The sequence below is a fragment of the Corynebacterium lowii genome (assembly GCF_001412085.1).
Classification (GTDB): Bacteria; Actinomycetota; Actinomycetes; order Mycobacteriales; family Mycobacteriaceae; genus Corynebacterium; species Corynebacterium lowii.
In genome coordinates this window covers 15,041-40,527 of record NZ_LKEV01000007.1, presented here as the reverse complement: position 1 = coordinate 40,527, position 25,487 = coordinate 15,041, and the positions used below count along the sequence as shown (strand labels likewise).

The following is a 25,487-nucleotide window of genomic DNA, read 5'->3' as shown; positions in this document are numbered from 1 at the left end:
GGTGGAGGTTATACCACAGGGGTGAGGCCGCATAGCGTCTACAGCGCTACCCCAACGCCCCCGCAATATCCTCAATCAGCCGCGCAGCGGTGCGCGCGGTGCGCGCGTCAAGGTCAAAGCGCGGGTTGAGCTCCACTACGTCCACCAGCCGCAGTTTCCCGGAGGCCGCAGCCGCCCTCACCGCCGCCCGATAGGCCGAAAGCGCAATCCCCACCGCGGCCGGGGCACTCACCCCAGGCGCCACGGCGGCGGGCAGTCCGTCGAGATCAATGCTCAGGTGCAGATGTTCGGCCTTGGCGGCCAGGGAGGAAACCAACTCAGCCACCCCCGCGGCCCCCATCTCTTCGATCTCGTTATCGGTCACGGTGCGCACGCTTAAGCGCTGGGCGGTATCAAAGAGCACGCGGGTGTTATTGGGCTCGGAGATGCCCAGCACGCAGTAGCGGAACTCCTCTTCGCCCACCAGCCCGGCTATCTGCAAGAAGGGGGTGCCGGAGGTGGGTTCGTCGGCCTCGCGGAGGTCAAAGTGGGCGTCCAGGTTCACGATCTGTACCGCGTTCGGGTGGGTGCGGCGTAGTCCCCGGTGGGTGGCCCAGGCGGTTTCGTGTCCGCCGCCCAGGGCGATCACGGTGTGCCCGGCGGCGGTGAGTTCGGCCACGGCGTCGGAAAGCCTCTCCTGGGCTGATTCCAGGTCGGTGCCCTGGGTGATAACGTCTCCGGCGTCGTAGCGGGGGCGGGAATCGTGCACGGCTAGTCCGCCCAGGGCCGCGCGCAGGGCGGCAGGCCCGGCCGCCGCGCCCACGCGCCCGCCGTTGCGGCGCACGCCCTCGTCGGAGGCAAAGCCGATGAGGGCTACGCCAGGATCGGCAGCGGCAACAGAGAGCGGAGAAACCACGCTGTGCCAGCGGGCGTGTTCGGGGCCGGGGCCGTCGTTACGCCCCTCCCAGTCAGTAGGGGTAGCGGGGCGGTCGATTCCTGCGATACTCACTTCAAAGCCTCCTATGCGGTCACGGCTGGGTCACGGTCACTTCATTAGCAAACGGGTCGATCTTGTGGCGGCCGGTGCCGTAGTAGGCGGCGGTCATGAGCACGAGGAAGCCCACGCCCACGCCCAGGGCCAGCCAGTATTCGGATTGCCACACCATGATGCCAAAGGCGAAGAGGATAAAGGCGATGGCGAAGTACTGCCCCCAGGGCCACAGCGGCACGGGGAAGGAGAGGGCCTTGGTCTCCTGGGCGTCGAGCAGGCGGCGCGAGGCCACCTGTGCGAGCAGGATCATCAGCCACACGTAGATGGTGGCAAAGGTGGCCAGGGCCGCGATGATGGTGAATACGCGGTCCGGCAGCACGGCGTTGAGAATCACGCCCACGGTGAGCACGGCCACGAGAATGGCGGTGGTGATAACCGGCACCCCCGCCGCGTTGCGCCGCGCCATGAGCGCGGGGGCCAGGCGGGTTTGGGCCATGCCGGTAATCACGCGGCCCGCGCCGAAGAGATCGGAGTTAATGGCCGAGAGCGCGGCGGTAATCACCACCACGTTGAGCAGGGCGGCGGCCCAATTGACGCCCAGGGTGGAGAAGATCTGCACGAAGGGGGATTCCTCCCCGGTTACCGTGGTCCAGGGGTTGAGCACCAGAATCACCGCGATGGCCAGCACGTAAAAGAGCAGGATACGCAGGGGCACGGTATTGACGGCCTTGGGGATGGCCTTGTGTGGTTCATCGGCCTCGGCTCCGGCCACGCCGATAATCTCCGTGCCGCCAAAGGCAAAGAGCACCAGGATAAAGGCGGAAACCATGCCGCCTATCCCATTGGGGAAGAAACCGCCGTGTTCCCAGAGATTAGAGATGCCGCTGGTCTCCGGGCTGGAACCCAAACCAAAGGTGAGGATCGCCGCGCCGCCGAGGATCATGGCGATCACCGCGCCCACCTTGATGAGGGTAAAGCCAAACTCCAGCTCGCCAAAGAGCCGCACGCTGGTGAGATTCGCCGCCCCCACCACGCACAAGGTCACGGCCACCCACACCCATTGGGGGGTATCGGGGAACCAAAAGCGCATGTAAATGGCTATGGCGGTGAGGTCCGCCAGGCAGACGATAATAATTTCAAAGGCGTACATCCAGCCGGTGATATAGCCCGCCCAGTTGCCCAGGTAGCGGCGGGTGTACTCGGCAAAGGAACCGCTGAGGGGATTGGCCACGGCCATCTCGCCCAGGGCGCGCAGCATGAAGTACACCACGGCCCCGGCGATGAGGTACACCAGCAGCACCGAGGGGCCAGCGGCCTGCATGGCGCCCGCGGAGCCGTAGAACAGGCCGGTGCCGATGGCCGAGCCCAGGGCGATGAAGTGGATGTGGCGGGCGCGCAGGCCGGCGGGGCGTCGAGCTGCCTGGGAAGAAGGGGGCGGATTCTGGGGCACGGCGGTACTCCCTTGTGGTCGTGGCATGAAGCGGGTCACTGATTATTCCTAGTGTGATACTAGAACTCCGAGGCGGAGGGTGGGTAGTCTTGCCCGCAGTGCTGTCTTGTACCCCAGACATGCTATCTGGCCGGGAGGATAAAAATATGGTTCAGGTGCCCGCCGCGCGTAACACCCTGCGTATCCTCACCTTGCTCTCTACTATCGACGTCCCCGTCTCCGCCGCGCGCATCCGCACCGAGCTAGACCTTCCGCGCTCCACCACCTATCACCTGTTGGGGGAGATGGAACAGGCGGGCTACGTGGTGCGCATCCCGGAAACACACACCTGGGGCCTGGGCATGGTGGCCTACTCGATGGCTAATGCCTACGTCACCCAGCAGCCCCTAGTTCGCCTGGCCCGACGCCCCCTGAGCGAACTCGCCGCAGAAGCGGGAGGCTCCGCGCACCTTTCCCGCCTGGCTGGTTCCGAGGTGCTCTACCTGCTAGAAGTGCGCGGCCCCGAGGCAGTTTCCCTGGTGACCCAGGAGGGGGTGCGCCTGGCGGCTCTGCGCACAGCCTCCGGGCGGGCCATGCTGGCGCACCTGCCCGCCGCCGAGGTCAAGGCGGCCTGTGCTGCGGGTATATCCGCTGCCGGGGCGTCAGATGGCCCGGCAGTCCTGGAGGAGCAACCAGAAGGCCCAACAGGAAACCACAGCCTGCGCCGCATCCAGGAGGATTTAGACCTGGTGCGTGAGCGCGGGTGGGCAGAAGAGATAGAAGAGGTCAGCCGGGGCCAGCACAGCCTGGCGGTGGCGGTGCTTGACCACCTGGGCCGCCCGGCCGCCGCCCTGGCGGTGACCTTTCCCGTGGGCAGCGTGGGGGAGGAGCGTCGGCGGCATTTGACTGAGCGGCTGCGGGAACAGGCGCGCCGGGTGGGTAGTCGCCTCTACGGGAACGTGCTAGATTCACCATAACTGCGCTTGGCTGTCGCGCAGACCACTTGCCGATGTATCGCTGCGGTTTCCGCAGGGTGCGTGGGCGCGGTCTGCTGCGCCTGCTCCCTGCTGGGTACCGCCCTAAGCCCAAAGGAGCAGTTTGATGGCATCTACCCTGAACCAAGCCCGCCGCCTCGCCACCGTAGGCAACGGAAGCGACGGAGGCGCCGTCACCCTCAACGTCGGCGCGCTCAGCATTGCCGAGGTCGTGGCCGTGGCTCGCTTCAACGCCCGCGTCGAGGTCTCGGAAGAGGCCCTAGAAGCGGTGACCCAGACCCGCGCCCGGGTGGAGGAACTAGCCGCCAACCCCACCCCCGTCTACGGCATTTCCACCGGCTTCGGCGCCCTGGCCCGCCGCCATATCCCGCAAGATCTGCGCGCCCAGTTGCAACGCAGCCTCGTGCGCTCGCATGCGGCGGGTTCCGGCCCGGAGGTAGAGCGCGAGGTGATCCGCGCTCTCATGCTGCTGCGCCTTTCTACCCTGTGTACCGGGCGCACGGGGGTGCGCCCGGAAGTGGTGCAGGCCTATGCCGGGCTGCTGAACTCCGGGATCACCCCCATCGTCCACGAGTACGGCTCCCTGGGTTGCTCGGGTGACCTCGCGCCGCTAGCGCACTGCGCGCTGGTGCTCATGGGGGAGGGACGCGCCCGTAATACCCAGGGCGAGGAGATCGAGGATATTCCCGCGGCCCTGCGCGAGGCCGGGGTAGCCCCGGTGGAACTGCGGGAAAAGGAAGGCCTGGCGCTCATCAACGGCACCGATGGCATGCTGGGGCAGCTCTGCTTGGCCATTGCCGACCTAGAGGAACTAGCCAAGGTCTCCGATGTGGCGGTGGCCATGACGGTGGAGGGCCTGCTGGGCACGCTGAGCGTTTTCGACGCCGACCTCCAAGAACTACGCCCGCACCCCGGCCAGGCGACCTCGGCGGCCAACGTGCGCGCCGTGGCGGCGGACTCCCCGCTGCTGGCCGAGGCCGCGGAAGAGTTCAGCCAGAACCAGGTGCAGGACGCCTACTCGGTGCGGTGCGCCCCGCAGGTATCCGGCGGCTTCCGCGATACCCTCGACCACGCCCGCACGGTGGCGGGCCGGGAATTGGCCGCCGCCGTGGATAACCCGGTGGTGGCCCTCGACGGCCGCGTGACCTCCAACGGCAACTTCCACGGCGCGCCCGTGGCCTACGTGCTGGACTTCCTGGCGGTGGTGGCCGCAGACCTCGCCAGCATCTCCGAGCGGCGCACCGATCGCTTCCTCGATACCGCGCGCAACCGCGGTCTCAATGCCTTTTTGGCCGATGATCCCGGCGTGGATTCCGGGCACATGATCGCCCAGTACACCCAGGCCGGTATCGTCTCGGAACTCAAGCGCCTGGCGGCCCCGGCGAGCGTGGATTCTATTCCCTCCTCGGCCATGCAGGAAGATCACGTCTCGATGGGTTGGGCGGCGGCCCGCAAGTTGCGCCGCGTGGTGGACGGCCTGGGCAGGGTGCTGGCCGTGGAGGTGCTCACGGCGGCCCGCGCCGTCGATATGCGCGGTGGTACCCCTGCGCCGGGTACGCGGGCGGCCATCGCGGCGGTGCGCCGTGGTGCGGAAGGGGTGGGCGTCGATCGCTTCTTGGCCCCGGAGATCGAGCATGCCGTGGAGATCGTGCGCTCCGGGGAGTTGCTGGAATCGGTACAGGCCGTCACGGGTGAGCTGGGATAAGCGGCGCATGACGAGGGAAAAGACGCCGGGGTTGTGGCGGCTCTATGTGTACAGCGCCATCGGTGTGGTGGTGTTCTTCCTGCCGGTGACCTTCCAGGGTAAGAGCACGATTCTGCTCGATCACCTGGTCACCCTCCTGCGCCAGGGCCTCGGCCCCGCTGTGGGCTGGGTGGTGGGTGCCCTGGTGCTCTACGGCACCTACCGTGGTCTGCGCTATACCTCCTGGGCTAACCCCACGCAGGCGATCTTCGCGGTGCTGAATGTCCTGGGTTTGGGCGTGGCGACGATGGTGCTCACGGATACCCTGCCGGGATTCCTCGCCCGCCCGGACATCGTGCCCTTCCTCTGGGAGAAGATCGCCATTCCCGTGGCGCTCATTATCCCCGTGGGCTCGGCTTTTCTGGCGCTCCTGGTGAGCTTTGGCCTCCTAGAGTTCGTGGGCGTGCTCATGCAGCCGGTCATGCGCCCAGTGTGGCGCACGCCGGGGCGTTCGGCTATCGACGCCGTGGCGAGCTTCGTGGGCAGCTACTCCCTGGGCCTGCTCATCACCGACCGCGTGTATCGCCAGGGCCTCTACACGGGGCGGGAGGCGGCAATCATCGCCACGGGCTTTTCCACGGTCTCGGCGGCTTTTATGGTGGTGGTGGCTAATACCCTGGGGCTGATGGATTACTGGGGGCAGTACTTCTTTGTCAGCCTGATTATCACCTTTGCCGTCACGGCTATCACCGTGCGGATTCCCCCGCTGAGCCGGATTCCCGATGATTATTACCCCGGCGCCACCCCGGACCCAGAACCGGAGATCACCACCGGGCGTTTCGCCGCGGCCTGGGCTGCCTCCAAGGAGGCGTTGGCTAAGGCGCCGAGCCTGGGGCGCGCGGTGGGGGAGAACTTTGCCGATGGCTTGCGCATGAGCGCGGCGGTGGTTCCCTCCATCTTGTCGGTGGGCGTGATTGGGCTCTTGCTCGCCACGTACACCAAGGTCTTTGACCTGCTGGGCTACCTTTTCTACCCCGTGGCCTGGCTGGTGCGCCTGCCGGAGCCGCTGTTGGCGGGCAAGGCCTCGGCCCTGGGAATCGCGGAGATGCTGCTGCCCGCCACGGTGGTGGCCGATCAGGAGTCCCTGGTGCTGCGCTTTGTCATCGGCGTGGTGTCCGTGAGCGCGATTATCTTCTTTTCTGCCCTGGTGCCCTGCATCATGGCTACTTCTATTCCGGTGAAGGTGCGGCACCTGGTGGTGATCTGGTGGCTGCGGGTGGCGCTGAGCATTCTCCTCGCCACGCCGATTGCTTACCTGCTGCTGTAGGGGCCGTCACTGTAGGGGGGGCGTAGCCGCCGTAGCGCGAAGCGAGGAGTCTCAGATACAAGACACCTCGTCACCTCGGAGCAGGGACGGGGCGCTGTGGGCTGAATTACCCTCGGGAACGTAATTCTTTGACACCACAGTTCCCCATCCTGGGTAGCGGGAATGACAGCCCCGGCTCCGCCGGATTCCCGCCGCCGCAAGGCAAGGGCACGCGCTGTTTTGAAGGAAGAATCATGGCACCATCACAGCCCCGCACCGTGCGCGCGCCCCGTGGCACGGACCTGAGTGCGAAGTCCTGGCAGACGGAAGCCCCGCTGCGCATGCTCATGAATAACCTCGACCCCGAGGTGGCCGAGCGCCCCGATGACCTCGTGGTCTACGGCGGCACCGGTCGAGCGGCGCGTAGCTGGGAGGCCTTTGACGCGATCGTCGATACGCTCAAAGACCTCGAGGACGATGAAACCCTGCTGGTGCAGTCCGGCAAGCCTGTTGCTGTACTTAAGACCAACGAGTGGGCGCCGCGCGTGCTCATCGCTAACTCCAACCTGGTGGGGGATTGGGCCACCTGGCCGGAGTTTCGCCGCCTCGAGGCCGAGGGCCTGATGATGTACGGCCAGATGACGGCGGGTTCCTGGATTTATATTGCCACCCAGGGCATTTTGCAGGGCACCTTTGAGACCTTCGCCGCCGTGGCCCGCAAGCGCTTTGGTGGTTCCCTCAAAGGCACGCTGACCTTGACCGGCGGCTGCGGTGGCATGGGCGGCGCACAGCCTTTGGCCGTGACCCTCAACGGCGGCGTGTGCCTTATTGCCGATGTGGACGTCACCCGCCTCAAGCGCCGCCAGGCCAAGCGCTACCTCGATGAGGTCTACACCGACCTTGATGAAGCCGTGGCCCGTGCCAAGCAGGCCAAGCAAGATCACGAGGCGGTGTCCATCGGCATCGTGGGTAACGCCGCCGAGGTATTCCCGGAGTTGCTGCGCCGCCACCGCGCCGGAGAGATCACCGTGGACGTGGTGACCGATCAAACCTCCGCCCACGACCCCCTGAGCTACCTGCCCACCGAGATCACCGTAGAGGATTGGCAGCGCGAGGCCGCCGACGACCCCGATACCTTCACTAAGAAGGCCCGCGAGGCGATGGCCGCCCAGGTGCAGGCGATGGTGGAGTTCCAGGATGCCGGCGCCGAGGTATTCGACTACGGCAACTCCATCCGCGACGAGGCCCGCCACGCCGGATACTCCCGCGCCTTCGAGTTCCCCGGCTTCGTACCCGCCTATATCCGCCCGCTCTTCTGCGAGGGCCTCGGCCCCTTCCGCTGGGTGGCCCTTTCCGGCGACCCGGAGGATATTCGCGTGACCGATGAGGCCCTGAAAGAACTCTTCCCCGAGAACGAGCACCTGCACCGCTGGCTCGACGCCGCGGGCGAGTACGTGGAGTTCGAGGGCCTGCCCGCGCGCATCTGCTGGCTGGGCTACGGCGAGCGCGAGAAGGCCGGGCTGCTCTTTAATCAGCTGGTGGCCGAGGGCAAGGTCAAGGCGCCGATCGTGATTGGCCGCGATCACCTGGATTCCGGCTCGGTGGCCAGCCCCTATCGCGAGACCGAGGCCATGCTCGATGGCTCCGACGCCATCGCGGACTGGCCGCTGCTCAACGCGCTCACCGCCACCTCCTCCGGTGCCACCTGGGTATCCCTGCACCACGGCGGCGGCGTGGGCATTGGCCGCTCCATCCACGCGGGCCAGGTCTCCGTGGCCGATGGCACCGAGCTGGCCGCCCGCAAACTGGCGCGGGTGCTCAGCAATGACCCCGCGATGGGCGTGGTCCGCCACTTCGACGCCGGCTACGAGCGCGCTCACGAGGTGGCCGAAACTCGCGGCGTGCGTATTCCCATGCCCTTCCACTCCCGCGAGAAGGAGGCCTAAACCCGTGGCCTCCACCCTCTTTCACGGAATATCCGAGCTGCGCACCGTCGCGGAGGCCGGAACGCTGCACGACGCCGCCCTGATAGCCGAGGGCGGAGCGATCACCTGGATTGGTGAGGCCGCCCAGGCCCCCGTCGCCGATGAGGCCGTGGACCTAGGCGGGCGCGCGGTGCTGCCGGGCTGGGTCGATTCCCACAGCCACATGATCTTTGACGGTAACCGCGCCGAGGAGTTCGAGGCCCGCATGGCGGGCCAGGACTACGCCGCCGGTGGCATCGCCGTGACGATGGAGGCCACCCGCGCGGCCAGCCCGGAGCGCCTGCGCGCACTGCTACGCGAACGCCTCGCGGCGGCGCGCGCGGGCGGCACCACCTGCATGGAAACCAAGACTGGCTACGGGCTCGACGTTGCTTCTGAGCAACTGGCCGCCCAGATCGCCGCCGAGGTGGTCGATGAGGTGACCTTCCTGGGTGCGCACGTGGTGCCCCCCGGAGCCGAGGCCGAGGAATACGTGGACCTGGTGTGCGGGGAGATGTTGCACGCCGTGGCCCCGCACGTGGGCTGGATTGACGTGTTCTGCGAGCGCGGGGCCTTCAACGCGGAACAATCGCGCCGGGTGCTCGAAGCCGGTAAGGCTGCGGGCTTGGGCCTGCGCGTGCACGGCAACCAATTAGGTGAGGGGCCGGGCGTGGCCCTGGCTGTGGAACTCGGTGCGGCCAGCGTGGACCACGCGAACTACCTCAGCGAGTCCGATGTGGAGGCACTAGCGGGCTCGGAGACCGTGGCCACGGTGCTGCCCGCCTGCGATCTCTCCACGCGCCAGCCGCTCGCCCCTGCGCGCAGGCTCATCGACGCCGGGGTTCGCGTGGCCATCGCCTCCAATCTCAACCCCGGTACCTCGTACACCTCCTCGATGAACTTCTGCGTGGGCACCGCCGTGTTGCAGCAGCACCTCAGCCTGGAAGAGGCCATTGAGGCCGCCACCGCGGGCGGGGCGCGTGCTTTGCGACGCCACGATATAGGCGGTGGGCGCGACGCACAGGGCCGCCCGGCCAAGGGCGCTCTGGTGGTGGGGGCGGCCGCGGACCTTCACGTGCTCTATACCGCGCACGCCATCGACCTCGCCTACCGGCCCGGCATGCCGCTGACCTGGCGCACCTACGTGGCGGGGGAGCGGGTGGCCTGAGCGGCCCCTAATGCGGCACGCCCCTTAGCGCAGCACGCCTTCTAGCGCCACGCTCAGCGCGTGGCGCGCCGCCTTATCCGTCTCCTGGAGCATGAGCGGATTGGAGCCGGGTATGGGGGAGATGGTGGTATCCGGCATCTGCCCGTAGGTGGGAATACCAATGAGCAGCAGGCGCGGGTCCGGGGTGCCATCCGGCCCGATGAGGGCGCGGGTTTCGGGGTCCGTCTCCGGGGAACCAGTGCCCGCAAAGGAACGCCAGCGCTCCTCAAGCGAACGTGCCAGGGGGTCGGCGGAGGCGCGCACATCGAACTTGTGCATCCAGGCGTCCACGAGTACCCGCGCGGAGCGTGCCTCGGTGCTGCTTACCGATCGCATGGTGAAACGCTCGCCCGCCTCCACCGTGGCCCCGGCGCCTACGAGGGTGACCAACCCGGCGTCGATAAGCGCTAGGAGTTGCTGGCTGCGGAAGAGCGGCGGGCCGGAACCAGCCATTTGTCCCAGCGCCATGAACTCACGCAGCAGCGGGCGGGAATCCTCGGTGTAGCGCCCGCCCGCGCCCAGGATGGAAACGGGTTTGCGCGCCGCGCTGATCTCCCACAGCGCGGCTTTCAGTGTGCTGGCGTGGCCCGCCTGGGAGTGCTCAATATCGCGGGCAAGACCGCTGGCGATGTGCGCGGTGACTTCCTGGGGGCCGCCGTGAACCTCGGTGAGGGGATTACGCCAGTAGTCGAGGTCCAGGCTGGGATCGGTGGCCAGGGCGTCGCTCTTGATGGCCTCCCAGACCTCGCGGAAGTCGATGGGTGTGGTGCCGGGCCGCAACCGGGCGGCCACCTCCTTGAAGTGGGCGAGCCGGGGCGCGGGCGGGAGCGTCTGGTAATCGGACTTGGGTAGGAAGGGGTAGCCGCGCCGGGACCCCACGGTGAGGTGCGGCTCGCGGCCTGAGGGGATATAACGCAGCCCTGAGCGAGTATCGGCGGGCTCGAAACGCCCGCCGCGGCCCAGGGTGAGCAGGGCCATGACGTCGAAGAAACCCATGCCTAGGCCGCGCACCAGCACCTCCTCGCCGGGTTCGATGCCGCTGAGGTCCTGCTCCACGGGGTTATTGGGGCGTACCCAGAGCAGGTTGTGTTCGGCGGCGGCGCGGGCGAGTTCTTCCTCCCCGGCGTCGAGCGCGGGTACCTGCCAGCCCAGGGCGAGCACGGTGGTATTTGCCTTGATGGTGGTGCCGTCCGCGAGACGGAGGGTATCGGTGCCGGGCGCGGCGTCGGAAGTAGCGGTGCCGGGCGCGGCGTCGGAAGTAGCGGTGTTGGAAGCAAGCGAGACCGCCCGGCTGCGGTGCTCATGCACCCGCACGGTGGCGGGCAGGCGGCGCAGCGCTACCTCGTAGCACCAGCGCAGATAGGCCCCGTAGAGGCCGCGGGAGGGGTGCGACCAGGGCTGTGTTTCCTCTGCCTCGGCGCCGAAGGCCTCGCGGGTGGCGGCGGGGGCGGGGTGCTCTTCCCAAAGGCGCAGCGCGGTAACGGGTAAAGCAGGCCGCTCCCCGCGCAGCAGTTGCACCCACTCGTACAGGTTCGGCCCCTCCACCACGGGCGCGCCCACGGTGGCCCCCGGCTCGGTGAAGAGCGTGACCTTGGCCGCCAGCGTGTTCATGCACAGCACCCGGGTTTGCTCCGTATCCCAGATGCGCCCGGCGCCGAGGGGGGCGTCGTCGATGAGGTGCAGATCTAGCGGGGTGGTGGGGCGCAGGGCGGTGAGGCGTTCGACGACCGAGATGCCGCGCGGCCCCATGCCCACGATGGCGATGGCGGGGGTGCTCATGGCCTCCATTGTGGCATAGGGGAGGCTGCGAGCCAGTGCTAGACTGAACTGTCTATATAAATATTGTGATTGCGGCTACCCTGTGATAAACATGCTGGTGCTTACCTCAGTTTAAAATAGACAGATCTGTATACGCTTTCCGGAAAGTACGGCATGAAGAAACTGCTGCGCGCCACGGCCGCGCTCCTGAGTGCCCTGGCCTTAACCCTTGGCCTGGCCTCCTGCGCCGCACCCCGCTCCACTACCAGCCTCACCTACGTGGAGGCGGGCATGTTCAATAGTCTCTACCCGCCGCTGGCGGGCTATTACCCCAACGGTGGGGTGCTCAATAACATTGCCGACCGCCTGCTCTGGCAGGACCCGCAGACCCTGGAACTCCACCCCTGGGTGGCCGCTGGCCTCCCCGAATCCAACGCGGAGGCCACCGAGTTCACCTTCCGTCTGCGCGAGGGCATCACCTACTCCGATGGTTCGCCGCTCGACGCCGCCAACGTGGCCAAGAACTACACCCTCTATGCCCAGGGCGACCCGGAGCGCAAACTCACTCCCTCCGAGCAACTAAGCGGCATGGAATCCGCCGAGGCCCTCGATGCGCTCACGGTGCGCTTCCGCTTTAGCAAGCCCGCCCCGGACTTCCCCCAGGCCACCTCCACGATGAACCAGGCGCTCCTTTCCAATACCACCCTGGACCTGGACGCCACGGGCTTTGCCCCCGGCAACGCCACCGCGATCTCCGGCTCCGGCCCCTTCACCATCGAGGGGGAGAAGCTGGGCACGGACCTGGAGTTGAGCGCCCGTGAGGATTATCAGTGGGCGCCCCCGGCCCGCGGCGATCACCAGGGGCCAGCCGAATTAGAGCGCCTGCACATTACGCTCGCGGCGGAGGATTCGGTGCGCACCGGCGCGCTGACCTCCGGCCAGGCCGAGGTGATCCGCCAGGTGGAGGCCCCCGATGAACAGCACATTCGTGGCCGGGGCCTGGAGATTTACTCCGCGGCCACCAATGGCGTGGACAACGCCTTTCACTTTCACTTCCGCCACCCGCTCTTGCAGGACATTCGGGTGCGCCAGGCGCTCATGTACGGCATTGACCGGGATTTGATTATCCGCACCCTCTTCTCCGATTCCTACGCGGAGGGTACCTCGCTGCTGGCTTCCACCGCGCTGGGATACAAGGATCAGGCCGAGTACTATCGCTTTGAGCCGCAGCGCGCCCGGGAGCTTCTCGACGCCGCGGGCTGGCTCCCCGGCCCCGATGGTATCCGCACCAAGGAGGGCCAGAGGTTGAGCCTTACTTTCAACGAGGCCGTGCCGCAGCCGCGCTCCAAACAGATGGTGACCAAGGTGCAAGAAATGCTCCGTGAGATCGGGGTGGAGGTGAACCTCCACCCCGGAGATCGCGCCGCCCAGCAGGCCGCCATGAAGAACCAAGAGGTGATTCAGGTGCGGCACTCGATGGTGGGGCGCGCCAGCCTGGACGTGCTACCCAATTGGGTGGACGGCCAAGGTCGTAATTCCCTGCTCAACGAGGCCACCGATGGCTCCCTGGGGGACCCGGCGCTGCAAGAAAAAGTAGATGCCTTTTATGCGCTCAGCGATGATGAGGCCCGCCGCCAGGCGGTAGGGGAGTTGCAGGATTACCTTTCCGAGCAGGCCTACGTGTTGCCCATCTTCGAGGAACCCCAGGTCTACGGCTTGCAGCCCCGCGTGGAGGGCTTTGCCACCGAGGCCATTGGGCGCCCCTCCTTTTACGCCGTGACCCTGAAGGAGGAAGGTTAATGTACTCGCTACCTGCTCTCGCGCGCCGGGTGGGCCAGGCGCTCGTGGTGCTATGGGCCGCCTTTAGCCTCGCCTTTATCCTGCTCAGCGCCCTGCCGGGCGACGCCGTGCAGGCCCGCTACGAGGACCCGTCCCTGGGCCTCAACGCCGAACAAATCTCCCAGATGAGGGAGGTCTTTGGGGAGGATGAGCCGGTGCTGCTGCGCTACGCGCGCAGCCTGGGCGGCTTTATTACCGGGGACTTCGGTTATTCCGTTTCCTCCGGCACCTCGGTGGCCGAACTCATCGGCCAGGCCCTGCCCTCCACCCTGGCCTTGGCGCTCACGGCCTTCGTACTCGGGGTGCTCCTGGCGGGCGCGGTGGCTATCACGGCCAGCTTCGGACCCTTTTCCTGGCTGCGCGCACTCTTCCGGGCCGCCCCGCCGCTGCTGGTCTCCCTGCCCAGTTTTTGGCTGGGTATCCTGCTCATTCAGGTATTTTCCTTCCGCCTGGGCTGGGTGCCGGTGATTGACGCCTCCTCGGTGCAGGCTTTGATATTGCCCGCGCTCACTCTGGCGGTGCCGGTGGCCGCGCCCTTGGCCCAGGTGTTGCTGCGCAGCATGGACGAGGTATTAGAACAGCCCTTCATCCATACGGTGCGGGCGCGCGGGGCCAGCCCGCGCTGGCTGCTGTGGCGTGTGGTGTTGCGCAATGCGCTGCTGCCCGCCGTGACGATGGCCGGTGTGCTCTTTGGGGAATTGGTGGGTGGTTCCGTGGTGACGGAGCAGGTCTTTGCCCGCAATGGCATCGGCGCGCTCACCCTATCCGCCGTGGCGGAGCGCGATACCGCCGTGCTCATGGCCGTGGTGGTGATCGCGGCGGCGGCCTTCGTGCTCATCAATCTGGTGGTGGACCTGCTCTATCCGGTACTCGATCCCCGCCTGCGCAGAGCTAAAAAAGGTACACCCACCCAACCCCAGGAGGCCCAAGCATGAGCACACAGACATGGCGCAACCCTGCCACTCTGCTTTCCGCTGGCATTCTCCTGCTGGTGCTGGCCTGGGCTCTCATTCCTGGTCTTTTCACCTCCCAGGACCCGATCTCGGGCGGGGATACCCAAGCCCTGCTGGCACCGAGTGCCCAGCACTGGTTTGGCACCGATGAGGTGGGCCGCGATCTCTACACCCGCGTGGTCTACGGGGCGCGGCAGTCGCTCCTCGGAGCGGTGATTGCGGTGCTCTTCGGCCTCGTGGTGGGCACGGCCCTGGGCGTGCTCGCCGGGGTGTGGCGCGGGGGCGTCGATACGCTGGTCATGCGCGCGATGGACGTGCTGCTGGCCATTCCCGGCCTGCTGCTGAGCCTGGCGGTGATTATCGCGGTGGGGCAGGGCACCTTCCACGCGGCCCTGGCGGTGGGCGTGACCTCCATTGCCACCTTTGCCCGCCTGGCCCGCGCGCAGGTGCTCTCCGTGGTGGAGCAGGATTACGTGGAGGCCGCCTATGGTTCCGGGGCCACGCGCACTCAGGTGGTGCTGCGCCACGTGCTGCCCAATTCGCTCACCCCCGTTGTGGCCCTGGCGGCGGTGCAGTTTGGTTCCGCGATGTTGCAGTTAGCCACCCTGGGGTTCCTCGGTTATGGCACCCCGCCGCCCACCCCGGAGTGGGGCCTGCTCATCGCGGAAAGCCGCAATTACATCGCCACGGCGGGCTGGCTCACCTTGCTGCCGGGCCTGGTGGTGGTGGCCGTGGTGCTGGCGGCCAATCACCTCGCCCACATCATCAGAAAGGCGGCCTAAATGTCTGCTCTGTTGAGTATCCGCGATCTCAGCGTCTCCTACGGTGGCAACCCCGCGGTGCGCGGGGTGAGCCTGGAGGTTCGTCGCGGGGCCATGACCTGCGTGGTGGGGCAATCGGGTTCGGGCAAGTCCACCACGGCGCTGGCCAGCCTGGGCTTGCTCCCGCCGAGCGCCCGCGTGGAGGCGGGCAGCATCGCCTTCGATGGTCAGGAGGTCACGGGTTTGAGCGAACGCCAGTGGCGGGGCCTGCGGGGCCGCCGCATGGGGTTGATTCCCCAAGACCCGCATAATTCTTTGAACCCGCTGAAAACCATCGGCGCGGCGGTGGCCGAGCCCCTGGCTATTCATGGCCGGGATACCTCCGGCGTGGTGGACCTGCTGGCGGCGGTGGGCATTGACGACCCCGCTCGTCGCGCCCGCCAGTACCCCCACGAACTTTCCGGGGGCTTGAAGCAGCGCGCGCTCATCGCCGCCGCCCTGGCCCTGGAACCAGACCTCATCATTGCCGATGAGCCCACCTCGGCGCTCGACGTCACGGTGCAAAAGGTGATCCTCGACCTCCTCGACGAGGTACGCCGCACGCGCAATATCGGCGTGCTGCTCATCACCCACGATCTCGCGGTGGCGGGTGATCGCGCCGATGAGATCGTGGTGATGGAGCGCGGTCAGGTGCGCGAATCGGGCCTGGCCGCCCGCGTGCTCACCGAACCGCAGGCCGCCTACACCAAACAGTTGCTTGCCGACGCCCCCTCGCTGATCACCGCGCGCCGGGAGCCGGTGCGCGCGGAGGGGGTGCAGGCGGCGTCGATAAGCGAAACGCCTTTGCTTGAGGTGCGCGGCGTGGAGCAGCGCTTTGGTGCGGTCAAGGCCGTGGACGACGTGAGTTTTCAGGTGGCGGCGGGCAGCACGCATGCGATCGTGGGGGAGTCCGGTTCCGGTAAGACCACCACCGGGCGCATGATCGCGGGCTTTGGGCGGCCGAGCGCGGGAGAGGTGCTTTTTGGTGGTGCCCCCGTGCCGCAGCGCGAGGGCAAGGCGCTGCGGGCTTTTCGACGCCGCGTGCAGTTGGTGTACCAGAACCCCTATTCCTCCCTGGACCCCCGCCGCAGCGTGGAGTATTCCGTGGCGGAGCCGCTGCGCAATATTGCCCCGCGTGCGGGGAGCGGCGAGATTCGCGGCGAGGTGAGGGAGCGCGTGGCGCATTATCTGGACTTGGTTTCCCTCGACCCCGCGCTCGCTCAGCGCAGGCCCGCGGAACTCTCCGGTGGCCAGCGCCAGCGCGTGGCCCTGGCCCGCGCGCTCATCGTGGAGCCGGAGTTGGTGGTGCTCGATGAGGCGGTCTCCGCCCTCGACGTGAGCGTGCAGGCGCAGATTATCCGCCTGCTACACCGCCTCCAGGAGGACCTGGGGCTGACCTACGTGTTCATCTCACACGACCTCGCGGTGGTGCGCCAGATGGCCGATACTGTCAGTGTGATGCACCGCGGCGAGCAGGTGGAATACGCCACGGCCGCCGAGGTTTTTGATAACCCGCAATCGGAATACACCAGGGCGCTCTTGCAGGCCGTTCCGGGGCAGCGCTACCGGGATGGCGGGCTGAACCTGGGATTATGAGAGGAAGAAACGCATGACGGACATCATCTCGCTGCTTATTGACGAGCCCGCGCTCGACGCCCTGCGCCAGGCCCGCCCCCAGGCAAAGGAGAACGCCCAGGAGGCTTTCGAGGCGTTGTTAGAGGGCGACCTGCTGACCGCGGGGCTGCGCTACCGGCTGGCCCTCATTGTGGCCGAGGCCTCCGGGGTGGAGCCCGCCGTGGCTTTTTACCGGGACCTGGTGGCAGATGAGCCCGAGGTGGCAGCGCCCGCCGCCCTGCACTGGGCGTACCAGTTGGCTACCCGGCCCGCCAGCGCCAATGCCGCCGATATTGAGGAGCTGGCGCGCGAGGGGTGGAGCCCCGATCAGGTGGTGGCGATGGGGCAGCTGATTGGGTTTGTGGCTTTTCAGGTGCGGGTGATTCATGGGCTTCGAGTGATGTTTTCTTATGAGCCCCTGCGCGATGCAGTGCCGCGCGGCTTCGAGGTGCGCACCTACCCCGGCATGGCGCGCCCCGCCCACTTCGTTTCGCATTCCCTGGGCTGGCGCCCCTGGGTGCCTCCGGCAGAAGAACTCACCGAGGAGCAGCGCGCCGCGCTCATCAAGCCGGAGCGGGAGAAGTCCGAGTACTTCCGCCTGCTCGCCCGCGACCCCCGCGCCCTGAAGGCCCGCACTTTGACTGACCTCGACATCTTCTACAACACCGAGGGCGGCTTGGGCCGCGCCGAGCGCGAACTCGCCGCCACCGTGGTCTCCCGGGTGAATGGCTGCGTGTACTGCGCCTCCGTGCACGCGGGCCGCGCAATCCAGGAATCGGGCCGCCGCGAGGACATCGAGCGCCTGCTATCCGAGGGCGTGGCCGCCGACCTCGGCTCCGCCCAGTGGAACGCGGTGCGCGACGCCGCCCGCGCGCTCACCGATACCCCCATTACCTTCAACATCTCTCACGTGCGCGCCCTGCGCGAGGCGGGCCTGAACGATACCGCCGTGGTGGACGTGATTAACTCCGCCGCCTTCTTCCAGTGGGCCAACCGCCTCATGCTCAGCCTGGGAGAACCGGAGCTACCCCGCAGGTTCCGTTAAAATCTTCCCCGTGCACACCAGCCGCCTCGCGCTTTTCGACGCCCTCGCCGCGCGCTCCGCAGCCCACATGCTAGGGGCGTATTCCTCTAGTTTCTCCCTGGCCACGAGCCTGCTGGGCGCGCAGGTGCGTGCGGATATTCGCGCCCTGTACGCCCTGGTGCGCGTGGCCGATGAGATCGTTGATGGGGTGGGTGCCGAGGCCGGCATTGATGTGGCCGCCTGCCTTGATGCCTACGAGGCCGCCGCCGTGAGTGTGCTGCGCGAACGTTTTTCCCCCGACCCCGTGGTGCACGCCTTTGGGCTCACCGCGCGGGCCTGTGGCTTCGAGGAAGCCTGGGTGCGGGCCTTCTTTGCCTCCATGCGGGCTGATATTGAACCGGACTCGATGGGGGAGGCGGAGTTGTGCCGCTACGTGTACGGCTCCGCCGAGGTCATTGGATTAATGTGCGTGGCGATCTTCCTACGGGGACGCTCCGTGCCGTTGCAAGAACGCGCGGTGATGGACGATTCCGCCCGCCGCCTGGGGGCCGCCTTTCAAAAGGTGAACTTCCTGCGTGACCTTGGCGACGATTCCGCAAGGTTGGGGCGGCGCTACTACGAGGTGCCCCTGACCGAGAACCGCAAGACCGAGATCGTGGAGGAGATTCGGGGAGACTTTACCGCCGCCTCGCCGGGGTTAGCACTGCTCCCGCGCCGCGCGCGGGGCACGGTGGCGGCGGCGCGGAATATCTACGCGGACCTCTTGGAGGAGATAGCGCGCACCCCGGCCGCGGAGTTGGAGCGGCGGCGGGTGCGGGTGTCGGGGTACCGCAAGGCGTGGTTGGCGGTGCGGGGCGCGGTTCCGGCGGGGAATAAAAGATGAATACTCAGAGAAACCCGTACACGCTACATGCAGCGATGAAGCCCGTGGCACTGGTGGGACGCGAACAAGAACTTGAGGACTGGGATGTCTCCCTAGACCGGGCCACGGACTACGGCTTTATTGATGCCCCACATATCTTGTGCGGGCATAGGGGAGTGGGTAAGACCGTGCTCCTCGCAGAGATGGCGAGAATCGCGAGGAACAAGGAATGGGTTGTTTGCCAGTTAGAAGCAAAACAGCAGGGTAAAGACCTGCAAACGGTGTTGGGCGGCGGCACTGATAGCGGCGCTCTAGAAATTGACGTGAAAAAACTGATCCGTGGTACAGCCACGGAGTTAAAAGAGCAAAGAAGAGGGCTAGCCGTGCTTATTGATGAGGCGCAAGATCTGGATAAGGAAGAATTAGCCGCCTTAGCCTCGTGTGCTCAGATGGCCTCGATAGAGAGTTTGCCCTTCTTGCTTGTCTTGATAGGCCTCCCTATTTTGAAGAAGAAACTCACGGAATCAAAGTCATACGCTGAGAGGTTTTCTTTCAAAGACATGGAGCGCCTCAATGAGGACGATGCCAGATAAGCGTGCAAACGGGGGAGCAGCAAGACATGCTATGCTTACTTACAAAATGGTCGGCTCTTCCCTTTATTGGGAATGAGCCGATTCTTTTGCTGTGGATCCTTCTTGCACTACGAGGACCACATCTCTATTCTCTAGTTAGCCCCAGTTGATGCTGGTGAGGAAGTGGCCCCGGACGCAGCCTGGAAGACTGTGCACCGGGGTTCGCGCTTAGATAAAGGGGTGCTGCTGTACCCCTTGAAAGCCCCAGGAACGCCTCTGCCGCTGCATGCGACCTGGGGTTCCTGCTTTCTATCCCCTAAACCTTCACCACCATCTTCCCCTTATTAGCCCCGCGCATCATCGCCAGAAAAGCCTCCACGGTGTTATCCAGCCCCTCCACCACGGTCTCCTCGTACACCAGGGAGCCATCTCTCAGCCACGGCACGGCCTTTTCCAGGAACTCGGGCGCCACATCCAGGTGGTCGCCCAGCGTGAATCCCTCAATGCGTAGCGATTTCTTCACGATCTCCGTCATGTTGCGCGGCCCGGCCTGGGGAGTTTCCAGGTTGTACTGGCTAATCATGCCGCATTCCACCAGGCGGCCAAAGCGGTTCATGGCGCCGATGGCGGCTTCCAGGTGGTCGCCACCCACATTGTCAAAGTAGAGGTCGATCCCGGTGGGCAGTTGTTCCGCAATGGGCGCGGCCTTGTAGTCCAGGGCCACGTCAAAGCCGTAGCGTTCGGTGAGCATGGCGGCCTTTTCCGGTCCGCCGGCTGAACCAATCACGCGCTCGGCTCCGAGCAGGCGTGCGATCTGTCCCACGGCGCTGCCCACGGCCCCGGCTGCTCCGGAAACAAAGACGGTATCGCCCGGCTTGAGGTTGCCAATGCGGGTGAGTCCGGCGTAGGCGGTCATGCCGGTGATTCCCAAGATGCCCAGGTACACCGAGGGGGAGTGTCCGGGAAAGTCGGTCACGGCGCGGAACTCCGCCGCCTGGCCCTGGGCGACGTCGCGCCAGCCTTGCTGGTGGGTGACCAGCGTGCCCTCGGGGAGGGCGTCGGCACGCGATTCGATGACGCGCCCCACGGCGGAGCCGGTCATGGGGGCGTCGAGCTCGAAGGGCGGGATGTAGCTGGGGGCGTCGCTCATGCGTCCGCGCATGTAGGGGTCCACGGAGATGTACTCGTTGCGCACGCGTACCTCGCCCTCGTTGAGGTCGGGGAGTTCGGCGCGCACGGTGCGGAAGTTCTCGGGCTGGGGCCAGCCGGTGGGGCGGGAGGCAAGATGAATCTGGTTACTGTGCATGGGGCACGATCTTAGGCTTCTAGGATGGAGGTATGGCAAGCAGGCATATTGTGGTGATCGGGGCGGGGATAGCGGGCCTGGCCACGGCGGCTTTATTGGGGCGCTATGGTCACCGGGTCACGCTGTGTGAGAAGAACGATGATCTGGGCGGGCGCGCGGGTTCCCTGGAGGTGGAGGGGTTTCGCTTTGATACCGGCCCCAGTTGGTATCTCATGCCGGAGGCCTACGAGCGCTTCTTTGAACACTTTGGCACCACCCCGGAGCGCGAGTACGGGCTGACCCGCCTCGATCCCGCCTACCGCGTGTTCCACGGGCAGCGCCGTGCCGACGTCCGCACGGATCAGGCGGAAGCCCTGTTCGAGTCGGTGGAGGCGGGCTCCGGGGCGCGGTTGCACGAGTATCTCGATAGCGCCTCTGATGCTTACCGCATTGCGCTCGATACCTTCCTTTACACCACCTTCCAAAACCTCCCGGAACTGCTCACCCCCGAGGTACGCACCCAGATACCGCGCCTGTTGCGCCTGCTCACCGAGCCCCTGGGGCGTAAAACCGCGCGGGTGGCGCGCGACCCTTTGTTGCGGCAGATTCTGGATTACCCGGCGGTATTTCTCTCCTCGCGCCCGGAGAAGATTCCCTCCCTGTATCACCTGATGAGCCACACCGATCTGCGCCAGGGGGTGTGGTATCCCACGGGTGGTTTTTATGCCATCGTGGAGGCCATCGCCCGCCTGGCGCGGGAAAACGGGGTGGACATCCGCACCGGCTGCGCCGTCACCGGCATTGAGGTGCGCGCCGGGCGCGCCTGCGGGGTGCACACTTCCCAGGGCTTTATTGCTGCCGACGCCGTGGTGAGCGCCGCGGACATGCACCACACGGAGGGCTCCCTGGTGCCGGTGCAGTATCGCACCTATCCGCCCCGGTGGTGGAGGAATCGCCAGCCGGGTCCCTCGGTGGTGCTGGCGCTGCTGGGGGTGCGCGGGGAATTGCCGGGCTTGTTGCACCACAATCTGATCTTCTCCCCGGATTGGCGGCCGGACTTTGATGCCGTATTTGGGGGCGGGGGAGCCTCGCGTTCTATTTACGTGTGTAAGCCGTCTGCCACGGATACCACGGTGGCTCCCAAGGGGCATGAAAATCTCTTTGCCCTTATTCCGGTACCCGCGCAGGAATCCCTGGGGCAGGGGAGCGCCTACGGGGAGCCGAGCGCGTGGGTGGAGTCCACGGCAGAGGGGGCTATTGCGCAGATTGCTCAGGCGGCCGGGGCTCCGGACTTGAGCGAGCGGATCGTGCTGCGCCGCACCGTGGGGCCGAAAGACTTTGCGCTGCGTTACCATGCGTGGCGCGCTGGTGCTATTGGTCCCTCTCACACGCTGAGGCAATCGGCTTTCCTCCGCGGTTCACAGGCATCACGCAAGGTGGATGGCCTTTTTTATGCGGGTGCCACCACGGCGCCGGGCGTGGGAGTGCCCATGTGTCTTATCTCGGCAGAGAACATCCTTACATGGATATAGGCACCCCTATATGGGGGTAATTTAAACGATCTCTGTGCAATGTACATGACATTTTCCGTTAGTACGGGCAAGTAACTTTCCGTGCGATACCCCGGCAAACCTGGGCTCATGTGGAAAGTTTAAGAAAACTATGAGGTTTGGGTGTGAATGGTGCTCAGACGTCATATGCAAAATCATTCATGTATTGGTAGCGTGAGACGGGTGCCTGAACGGATGCCGAGAAAGAGTCCTGCGTACGTCATCATCGCAGATGAAATGAGAACCTGGATCGAGCGCGGTGATTATGCCCCAGGCGATAAGTTGCCTAATGAGCGGCAGCTTGTTGAAGAGTTTGGGGTAGCGCGTATGACGGTTCGTCATGCGCTCGATATCCTCCAAATGGAAGCTCTCATCGACAGGCGGCGAGGCCGCACTGGCGGCACCTTCGTCAAGGGAGTGCCGCCCACGGTGGAACTCACCCGCCTGGAGGGCCTGATGATCCAGCTGCGCCAGCGTGGATTGTCCGTGTACTCCAAGGTGCTTGCGGCCACCATGATGGAGGCCACCGTGCGTATTTCGCAGTCCTTGCACCTGCCTCCCCACGCGCCGGTGCTCAACATTGTGCGTTTGCGCTCGGTGGATACCACCCCGCTGCTTATTGAGAACAGCTATTACCCGGCGGACTTGGTTCCGGGAATGTTAGAGGAGGACCTTACGGGTTCCCTTTATGAACTCATGGAGAAGCGCTGGGATATGGCTCCCACGCGGAAATGGGAGATCATTAGCCCCGGTATTCCCTCCCAATCCGAGCAGACGCAACTTAATATTCCCCGCAATGTTCCGATCATGCGTATTCAGCGCGTGGCGCAGTCTCGGGACGGCAGCTATGTGGAGTATTCCGATGACGCGGTGCGCTCGGACATCGCCAAGATCAAGGTTGTGACGGAGGAGTAGAAAACCCGCCATGCAATTCGCAGCTCCGCTCCATCACGGTGCGGGGCTGCGACGTATTCCGTAGAGTTCGAGGCCCGAGGCCTCCCAAACTAGCGGGCGTCCACGGCGCGCAGGCGCATGATGCGTGCCACGCGGTCCCGATTCTCCGTGATGAGGCGGCGCAATCCCGTAGAAGAGGTGGCCTCGATCAGGCGATCTGCGAGTTCTAGGCCTTGCTCGGTGGCGTTCCAGAAGGGGTATAGGCCCATCAGGGTGCGCTGAGCCATCTCGGAACTCAGTTTCTCCCACACCTGGGGAGCCACCTCAAAGTACTCTTCGTTGAACTGTTCCAGCAGGGGAGCGGAGTCCACCCAGGCCCAGCCCTCCATCTTGGAGCGCGAATCGAGGTTGGACATATCACCGGCCACTAGCTCATCGAATACCTCGCGCTTCACCGCAGCCTCCGGAATAGCGGCATAGGCGCGTAGGGCCGCCTGGGTTCCTGCGGAAGTACGATCGGCCGCGCTGAGTTCGGCGATCGCCTCCTTGGCCTCCTCGGCGCCGTTCAAGGAACCGTGGCCGATGAGAGCCGTGAGGGCCAGCCAGCGCAAATCCTTTTCCGCGGCGGTATCCGCGTAGCGCCCGCGCAGATAGTCCGCAGCTTCCTCGGTTAGCCCCACGTAGGTGAGCTGGTGGGCAAAGATGAGCGCGGCGGCCGGGTCGTCCTGCTGGGCGCCGCGCAGCAGCGCCGTGGCCAGGAGCTCTCGGCCCTCCGCCTTAGCCCAGGCGGGATCGGCATAGGTGTGTACCGCCGTGGCGGCCTGAGCGAGGATCTTCTCCAATACGGCCAGTTCCGTCTCGTGCTGGGCGCCGCGCGCTACCAGGGCGGCGAAGTCGCGGGGGCGCATCTGCCCATCGCGCACGGCCTCCCAGGCGGCGGACCAGCACAGGGTGCGGGCCATCGGGTCTGCGATGCGCTCGATGTTCTCTAGCAGGAAGGCCCGCGAGCCCTCATCCAGACCCATGAGGCAGTAGGTGAGGTCATCGTCATTGACGAGCACGAGGTCGGCGGTTTCCACCCCCACCAGGTCCGGCACGTCGGTGGTTTCCCCGTTCAGGTCGATCTCCACGCGCTGAGTGCGCACCACCGCGCCGTCGATAAGCGAATACAGCCCCACGGCCACGCGGTGAGTACGCGGAAGTTCCTCCTGCATCACCTGGAAGGCGGCGTAGCGCCCCTCGGATACCTCGAACTGCGGGCGCAGGCGGGAGATGCCGGTGGTTTTCAGCCACTCATCGGCCCAGCCGCTCAGGTCGCGGCCGGATGCCTCGGCCAGGGCAGAAAGGAGATCGTCAAAGGTGGCGTTGCCCCAGGCGTGGTTGGCAAAGTGGCGGCGCACTCCGGCAAAGAAGTTCTCCCGGCCCACGTAGGCCTGGAGCTGCTTGAGCACGGAGGCTCCCTTGGCGTAGGTGATGCCGTCAAAGTTCTGGTCCACCGTCTCAATATCGGAGGCATCCGTGGAGATGGGGTGCGTGGTGGGCAGTTGGTCCTGGCTATAGGCCCAGGCCTTTTCCACGGCGGCGAAGGTCACCCAGGCGGTGCTGTACTGGGTTTCCTCGGCCTGGGAGATGGCGGCGGCCCAGGTGGCAAAGGATTCGTTGAGCCACAGGTCGTCCCACCAGCGCATAGTCACCAGATCGCCAAACCACATGTGGGCGAGCTCGTGCAGGATGGTGTCTGCGCGGCGCTCGTAGCGGTAATGCGTGGCCTGAGAGGTAAATACGTATTCATCGCGCAGGGTCACGCAGCCGGCGTTTTCCATCGCTCCGGCGTTGAACTCCGGCACGAAGATCTGGTCATACTTGCCAAAGGGGTAGGCAAAGCCGAAGTTGCGGTGATAGAAGTCAAAGCCCTGCTTGGTCTCGCGGAAGAGACGGTCAGCATCCAGGTGCGGTGCCAGGGATTTGCGGCAGTACAGTCCCAGCGGCACGGTGATGGTTTCTCCCTCGGCGGGCTGATTGGCCGGGGTCTCGGGGTGCCGGGTGAGCGTGCCCGTCCAAGTGCTGCGCACCTCGGTATAAGGCCCCGCGCACACCGCTACCAGGTAAGTGGAAAGAGGATAGTCCACGGAGGAGGTATGGGTGAGGGTGCCCTCATCGCTGCGCACCGTGTTCTGCTCGGCGTTGCCGATCACTCGCCAATCATCGGGGGTATGCAAGGTGAAGGAATAAGTGGCTTTGAGGTCGGGCTGATCGAAGCAAGCGAACATGCGCTTGGCATCGGCCGTTTCAAACTGGGTGTAGAGATAGGTGCGGCCATCGGCGGGATCCACAAAGCGGTGCAGGCCCTCGCCGGTGCGCGAGTAGCGGCAGGTAGCCACCACACGCAGGGTGTGTTCCCCAGGTTCCAGGCCGCGCAGGGGGATGCCGTTTTCCTCCTGGTAGGCGCCGCCCCGGTTCGCGTTATCCAGGATGTCGGTGCCGTTGAGGCGCACTCCGTCCACGCGCGCGGCGCGCAGGTCAAGGAAAGTATCGCCGGGGTTCGTCACGGCAAACTTGATGGTGGTGATCGAGCTAAACTCCCCAGAGTCCGGGTCGGTGAGGTCCAGGCTGATGTCGTAGTGGTGCACCTTCAACATCCGTGCACGGGCCTGAGCTTCCTCGTGGGTGAGGTTGATGGAACTCATGGTTCATCCCTTTCCTTAATCGTTGCGGGGCTGGTCCCACGCGGTGTTCCGGCTAGGGGTGGCGCCGCAGTGGTGGGTTGTGCCCAAGCATGGG

General features: G+C 65.7%; 19 protein-coding genes. 14 read left to right on the top strand and 5 right to left on the bottom strand.

The annotated features are described in order from the left end of the window. Positions 1 to 46 precede the first annotated feature (46 nt). Together hutG and Clow_RS09815 are read right to left on the bottom strand one after the other, a co-directional pair. Positions 47 to 988 carry a formimidoylglutamase gene (gene hutG, locus Clow_RS09820; RefSeq protein ID WP_082418641.1) on the bottom strand — a complete coding sequence of 314 codons (942 nt, stop codon included), beginning with the start codon at positions 986 to 988 and terminating at the stop codon, positions 47 to 49. A 19-nt stretch (positions 989 to 1,007) separates the two neighbouring features. Beyond that, positions 1,008 to 2,447, bottom strand: a complete 1,440-nt coding sequence (locus Clow_RS09815; RefSeq protein ID WP_055178912.1) for an amino acid permease — start codon at positions 2,445 to 2,447, stop codon at positions 1,008 to 1,010. Positions 2,448 to 2,566: 119 nt separating this feature from the next. Between Clow_RS09815 and Clow_RS09810 the strand changes: the two genes are divergently transcribed. From Clow_RS09810 to hutI, 5 genes are all read left to right on the top strand, one after another. Next, positions 2,567 to 3,376, top strand: coding sequence for an IclR family transcriptional regulator (locus tag Clow_RS09810; protein WP_055178736.1), 810 nt, complete (start codon positions 2,567 to 2,569; stop codon positions 3,374 to 3,376). 124 nt (positions 3,377 to 3,500) lie between these two features. Then, positions 3,501 to 5,099: a histidine ammonia-lyase gene (gene hutH / locus Clow_RS09805; protein ID WP_082418640.1), complete on the top strand. Its 1,599-nt coding sequence runs from the start codon at positions 3,501 to 3,503 to the stop codon at positions 5,097 to 5,099. A 7-nt stretch (positions 5,100 to 5,106) separates the two neighbouring features. Next, entirely contained in the window at positions 5,107 to 6,405 is a 1,299-nt protein-coding gene (locus Clow_RS09800; RefSeq protein WP_055178908.1) for a YjiH family protein, read from the top strand. Positions 6,406 to 6,638: 233 nt separating this feature from the next. Continuing rightward, positions 6,639 to 8,330, top strand: a complete 1,692-nt coding sequence (gene hutU / locus Clow_RS09795) for a urocanate hydratase (protein ID WP_055178734.1) — start codon at positions 6,639 to 6,641, stop codon at positions 8,328 to 8,330. Positions 8,331 to 8,334: 4 nt separating this feature from the next. Next, positions 8,335 to 9,516 carry an imidazolonepropionase gene (gene hutI, locus Clow_RS09790; protein WP_055178732.1) on the top strand — a complete coding sequence of 394 codons (1,182 nt, stop codon included), beginning with the start codon at positions 8,335 to 8,337 and terminating at the stop codon, positions 9,514 to 9,516. A 24-nt stretch (positions 9,517 to 9,540) separates the two neighbouring features. On the opposite strand, the gene Clow_RS09785 is transcribed toward hutI, so the two are convergent. After that, positions 9,541 to 11,334: an FAD/NAD(P)-binding protein gene (locus tag Clow_RS09785; RefSeq protein WP_055178730.1), complete on the bottom strand. Its 1,794-nt coding sequence runs from the start codon at positions 11,332 to 11,334 to the stop codon at positions 9,541 to 9,543. Positions 11,335 to 11,487: 153 nt separating this feature from the next. On the opposite strand from Clow_RS09785, the gene Clow_RS09780 reads away from it, so the two are divergent. The 7 genes from Clow_RS09780 to Clow_RS09750 are packed head-to-tail and all read left to right on the top strand — an operon-like array spanning position 11,488 to position 18,998. Continuing rightward, on the top strand, positions 11,488 to 13,113 hold the full coding sequence (locus Clow_RS09780; protein ID WP_055178728.1) for a TIGR04028 family ABC transporter substrate-binding protein: 1,626 nt from the start codon (positions 11,488 to 11,490) through the stop codon (positions 13,111 to 13,113). Beyond that, complete coding sequence (locus Clow_RS09775) at positions 13,113 to 14,087, top strand: ABC transporter permease (protein ID WP_055178726.1); 975 nt, start codon at positions 13,113 to 13,115, stop codon at positions 14,085 to 14,087. The genes Clow_RS09780 and Clow_RS09775 overlap by 1 nt, the downstream gene beginning before the upstream one ends. Continuing rightward, complete coding sequence (locus Clow_RS09770) at positions 14,084 to 14,887, top strand: ABC transporter permease (protein ID WP_055178724.1); 804 nt, start codon at positions 14,084 to 14,086, stop codon at positions 14,885 to 14,887. Before Clow_RS09775 ends, Clow_RS09770 begins: the two co-directional genes overlap by 4 nt. Then, positions 14,888 to 16,501, top strand: a complete 1,614-nt coding sequence (locus tag Clow_RS09765; RefSeq protein WP_055178722.1) for a dipeptide ABC transporter ATP-binding protein — start codon at positions 14,888 to 14,890, stop codon at positions 16,499 to 16,501. It abuts the gene before it with no gap. A 13-nt stretch (positions 16,502 to 16,514) separates the two neighbouring features. Then, positions 16,515 to 17,564, top strand: a complete 1,050-nt coding sequence (locus tag Clow_RS09760; RefSeq protein WP_055178720.1) for an alkylhydroperoxidase domain protein — start codon at positions 16,515 to 16,517, stop codon at positions 17,562 to 17,564. 10 nt (positions 17,565 to 17,574) lie between these two features. Beyond that, the gene (locus Clow_RS09755) at positions 17,575 to 18,426 is read left to right on the top strand and encodes a phytoene/squalene synthase family protein (protein ID WP_245625752.1); all 852 of its coding nucleotides are present in this window, start codon (positions 17,575 to 17,577) and stop codon (positions 18,424 to 18,426) included. Beyond that, entirely contained in the window at positions 18,423 to 18,998 is a 576-nt protein-coding gene (locus tag Clow_RS09750; protein WP_082418639.1) for an ATP-binding protein, read from the top strand. Before Clow_RS09755 ends, Clow_RS09750 begins: the two co-directional genes overlap by 4 nt. A gap of 295 nt (positions 18,999 to 19,293) precedes the next feature. On the opposite strand, the gene Clow_RS09745 is transcribed toward Clow_RS09750, so the two are convergent. Continuing rightward, positions 19,294 to 20,283 carry an NADP-dependent oxidoreductase gene (locus Clow_RS09745; protein WP_055178717.1) on the bottom strand — a complete coding sequence of 330 codons (990 nt, stop codon included), beginning with the start codon at positions 20,281 to 20,283 and terminating at the stop codon, positions 19,294 to 19,296. 32 nt (positions 20,284 to 20,315) lie between these two features. Between Clow_RS09745 and crtI the strand changes: the two genes are divergently transcribed. Further along, positions 20,316 to 21,794: a phytoene desaturase family protein gene (gene crtI / locus Clow_RS09740; RefSeq protein WP_055178715.1), complete on the top strand. Its 1,479-nt coding sequence runs from the start codon at positions 20,316 to 20,318 to the stop codon at positions 21,792 to 21,794. Positions 21,795 to 21,959: 165 nt separating this feature from the next. Beyond that, positions 21,960 to 22,727 carry a GntR family transcriptional regulator gene (locus tag Clow_RS09735; RefSeq protein WP_370871879.1) on the top strand — a complete coding sequence of 256 codons (768 nt, stop codon included), beginning with the start codon at positions 21,960 to 21,962 and terminating at the stop codon, positions 22,725 to 22,727. Between the two features lie 89 nt (positions 22,728 to 22,816). Here Clow_RS09735 and pepN read toward each other — a convergent pair whose 3' ends face one another. Then, positions 22,817 to 25,393, bottom strand: a complete 2,577-nt coding sequence (gene pepN / locus Clow_RS09730; protein WP_055178711.1) for an aminopeptidase N — start codon at positions 25,391 to 25,393, stop codon at positions 22,817 to 22,819. Positions 25,394 to 25,487: the final 94 nt, after the last annotated feature.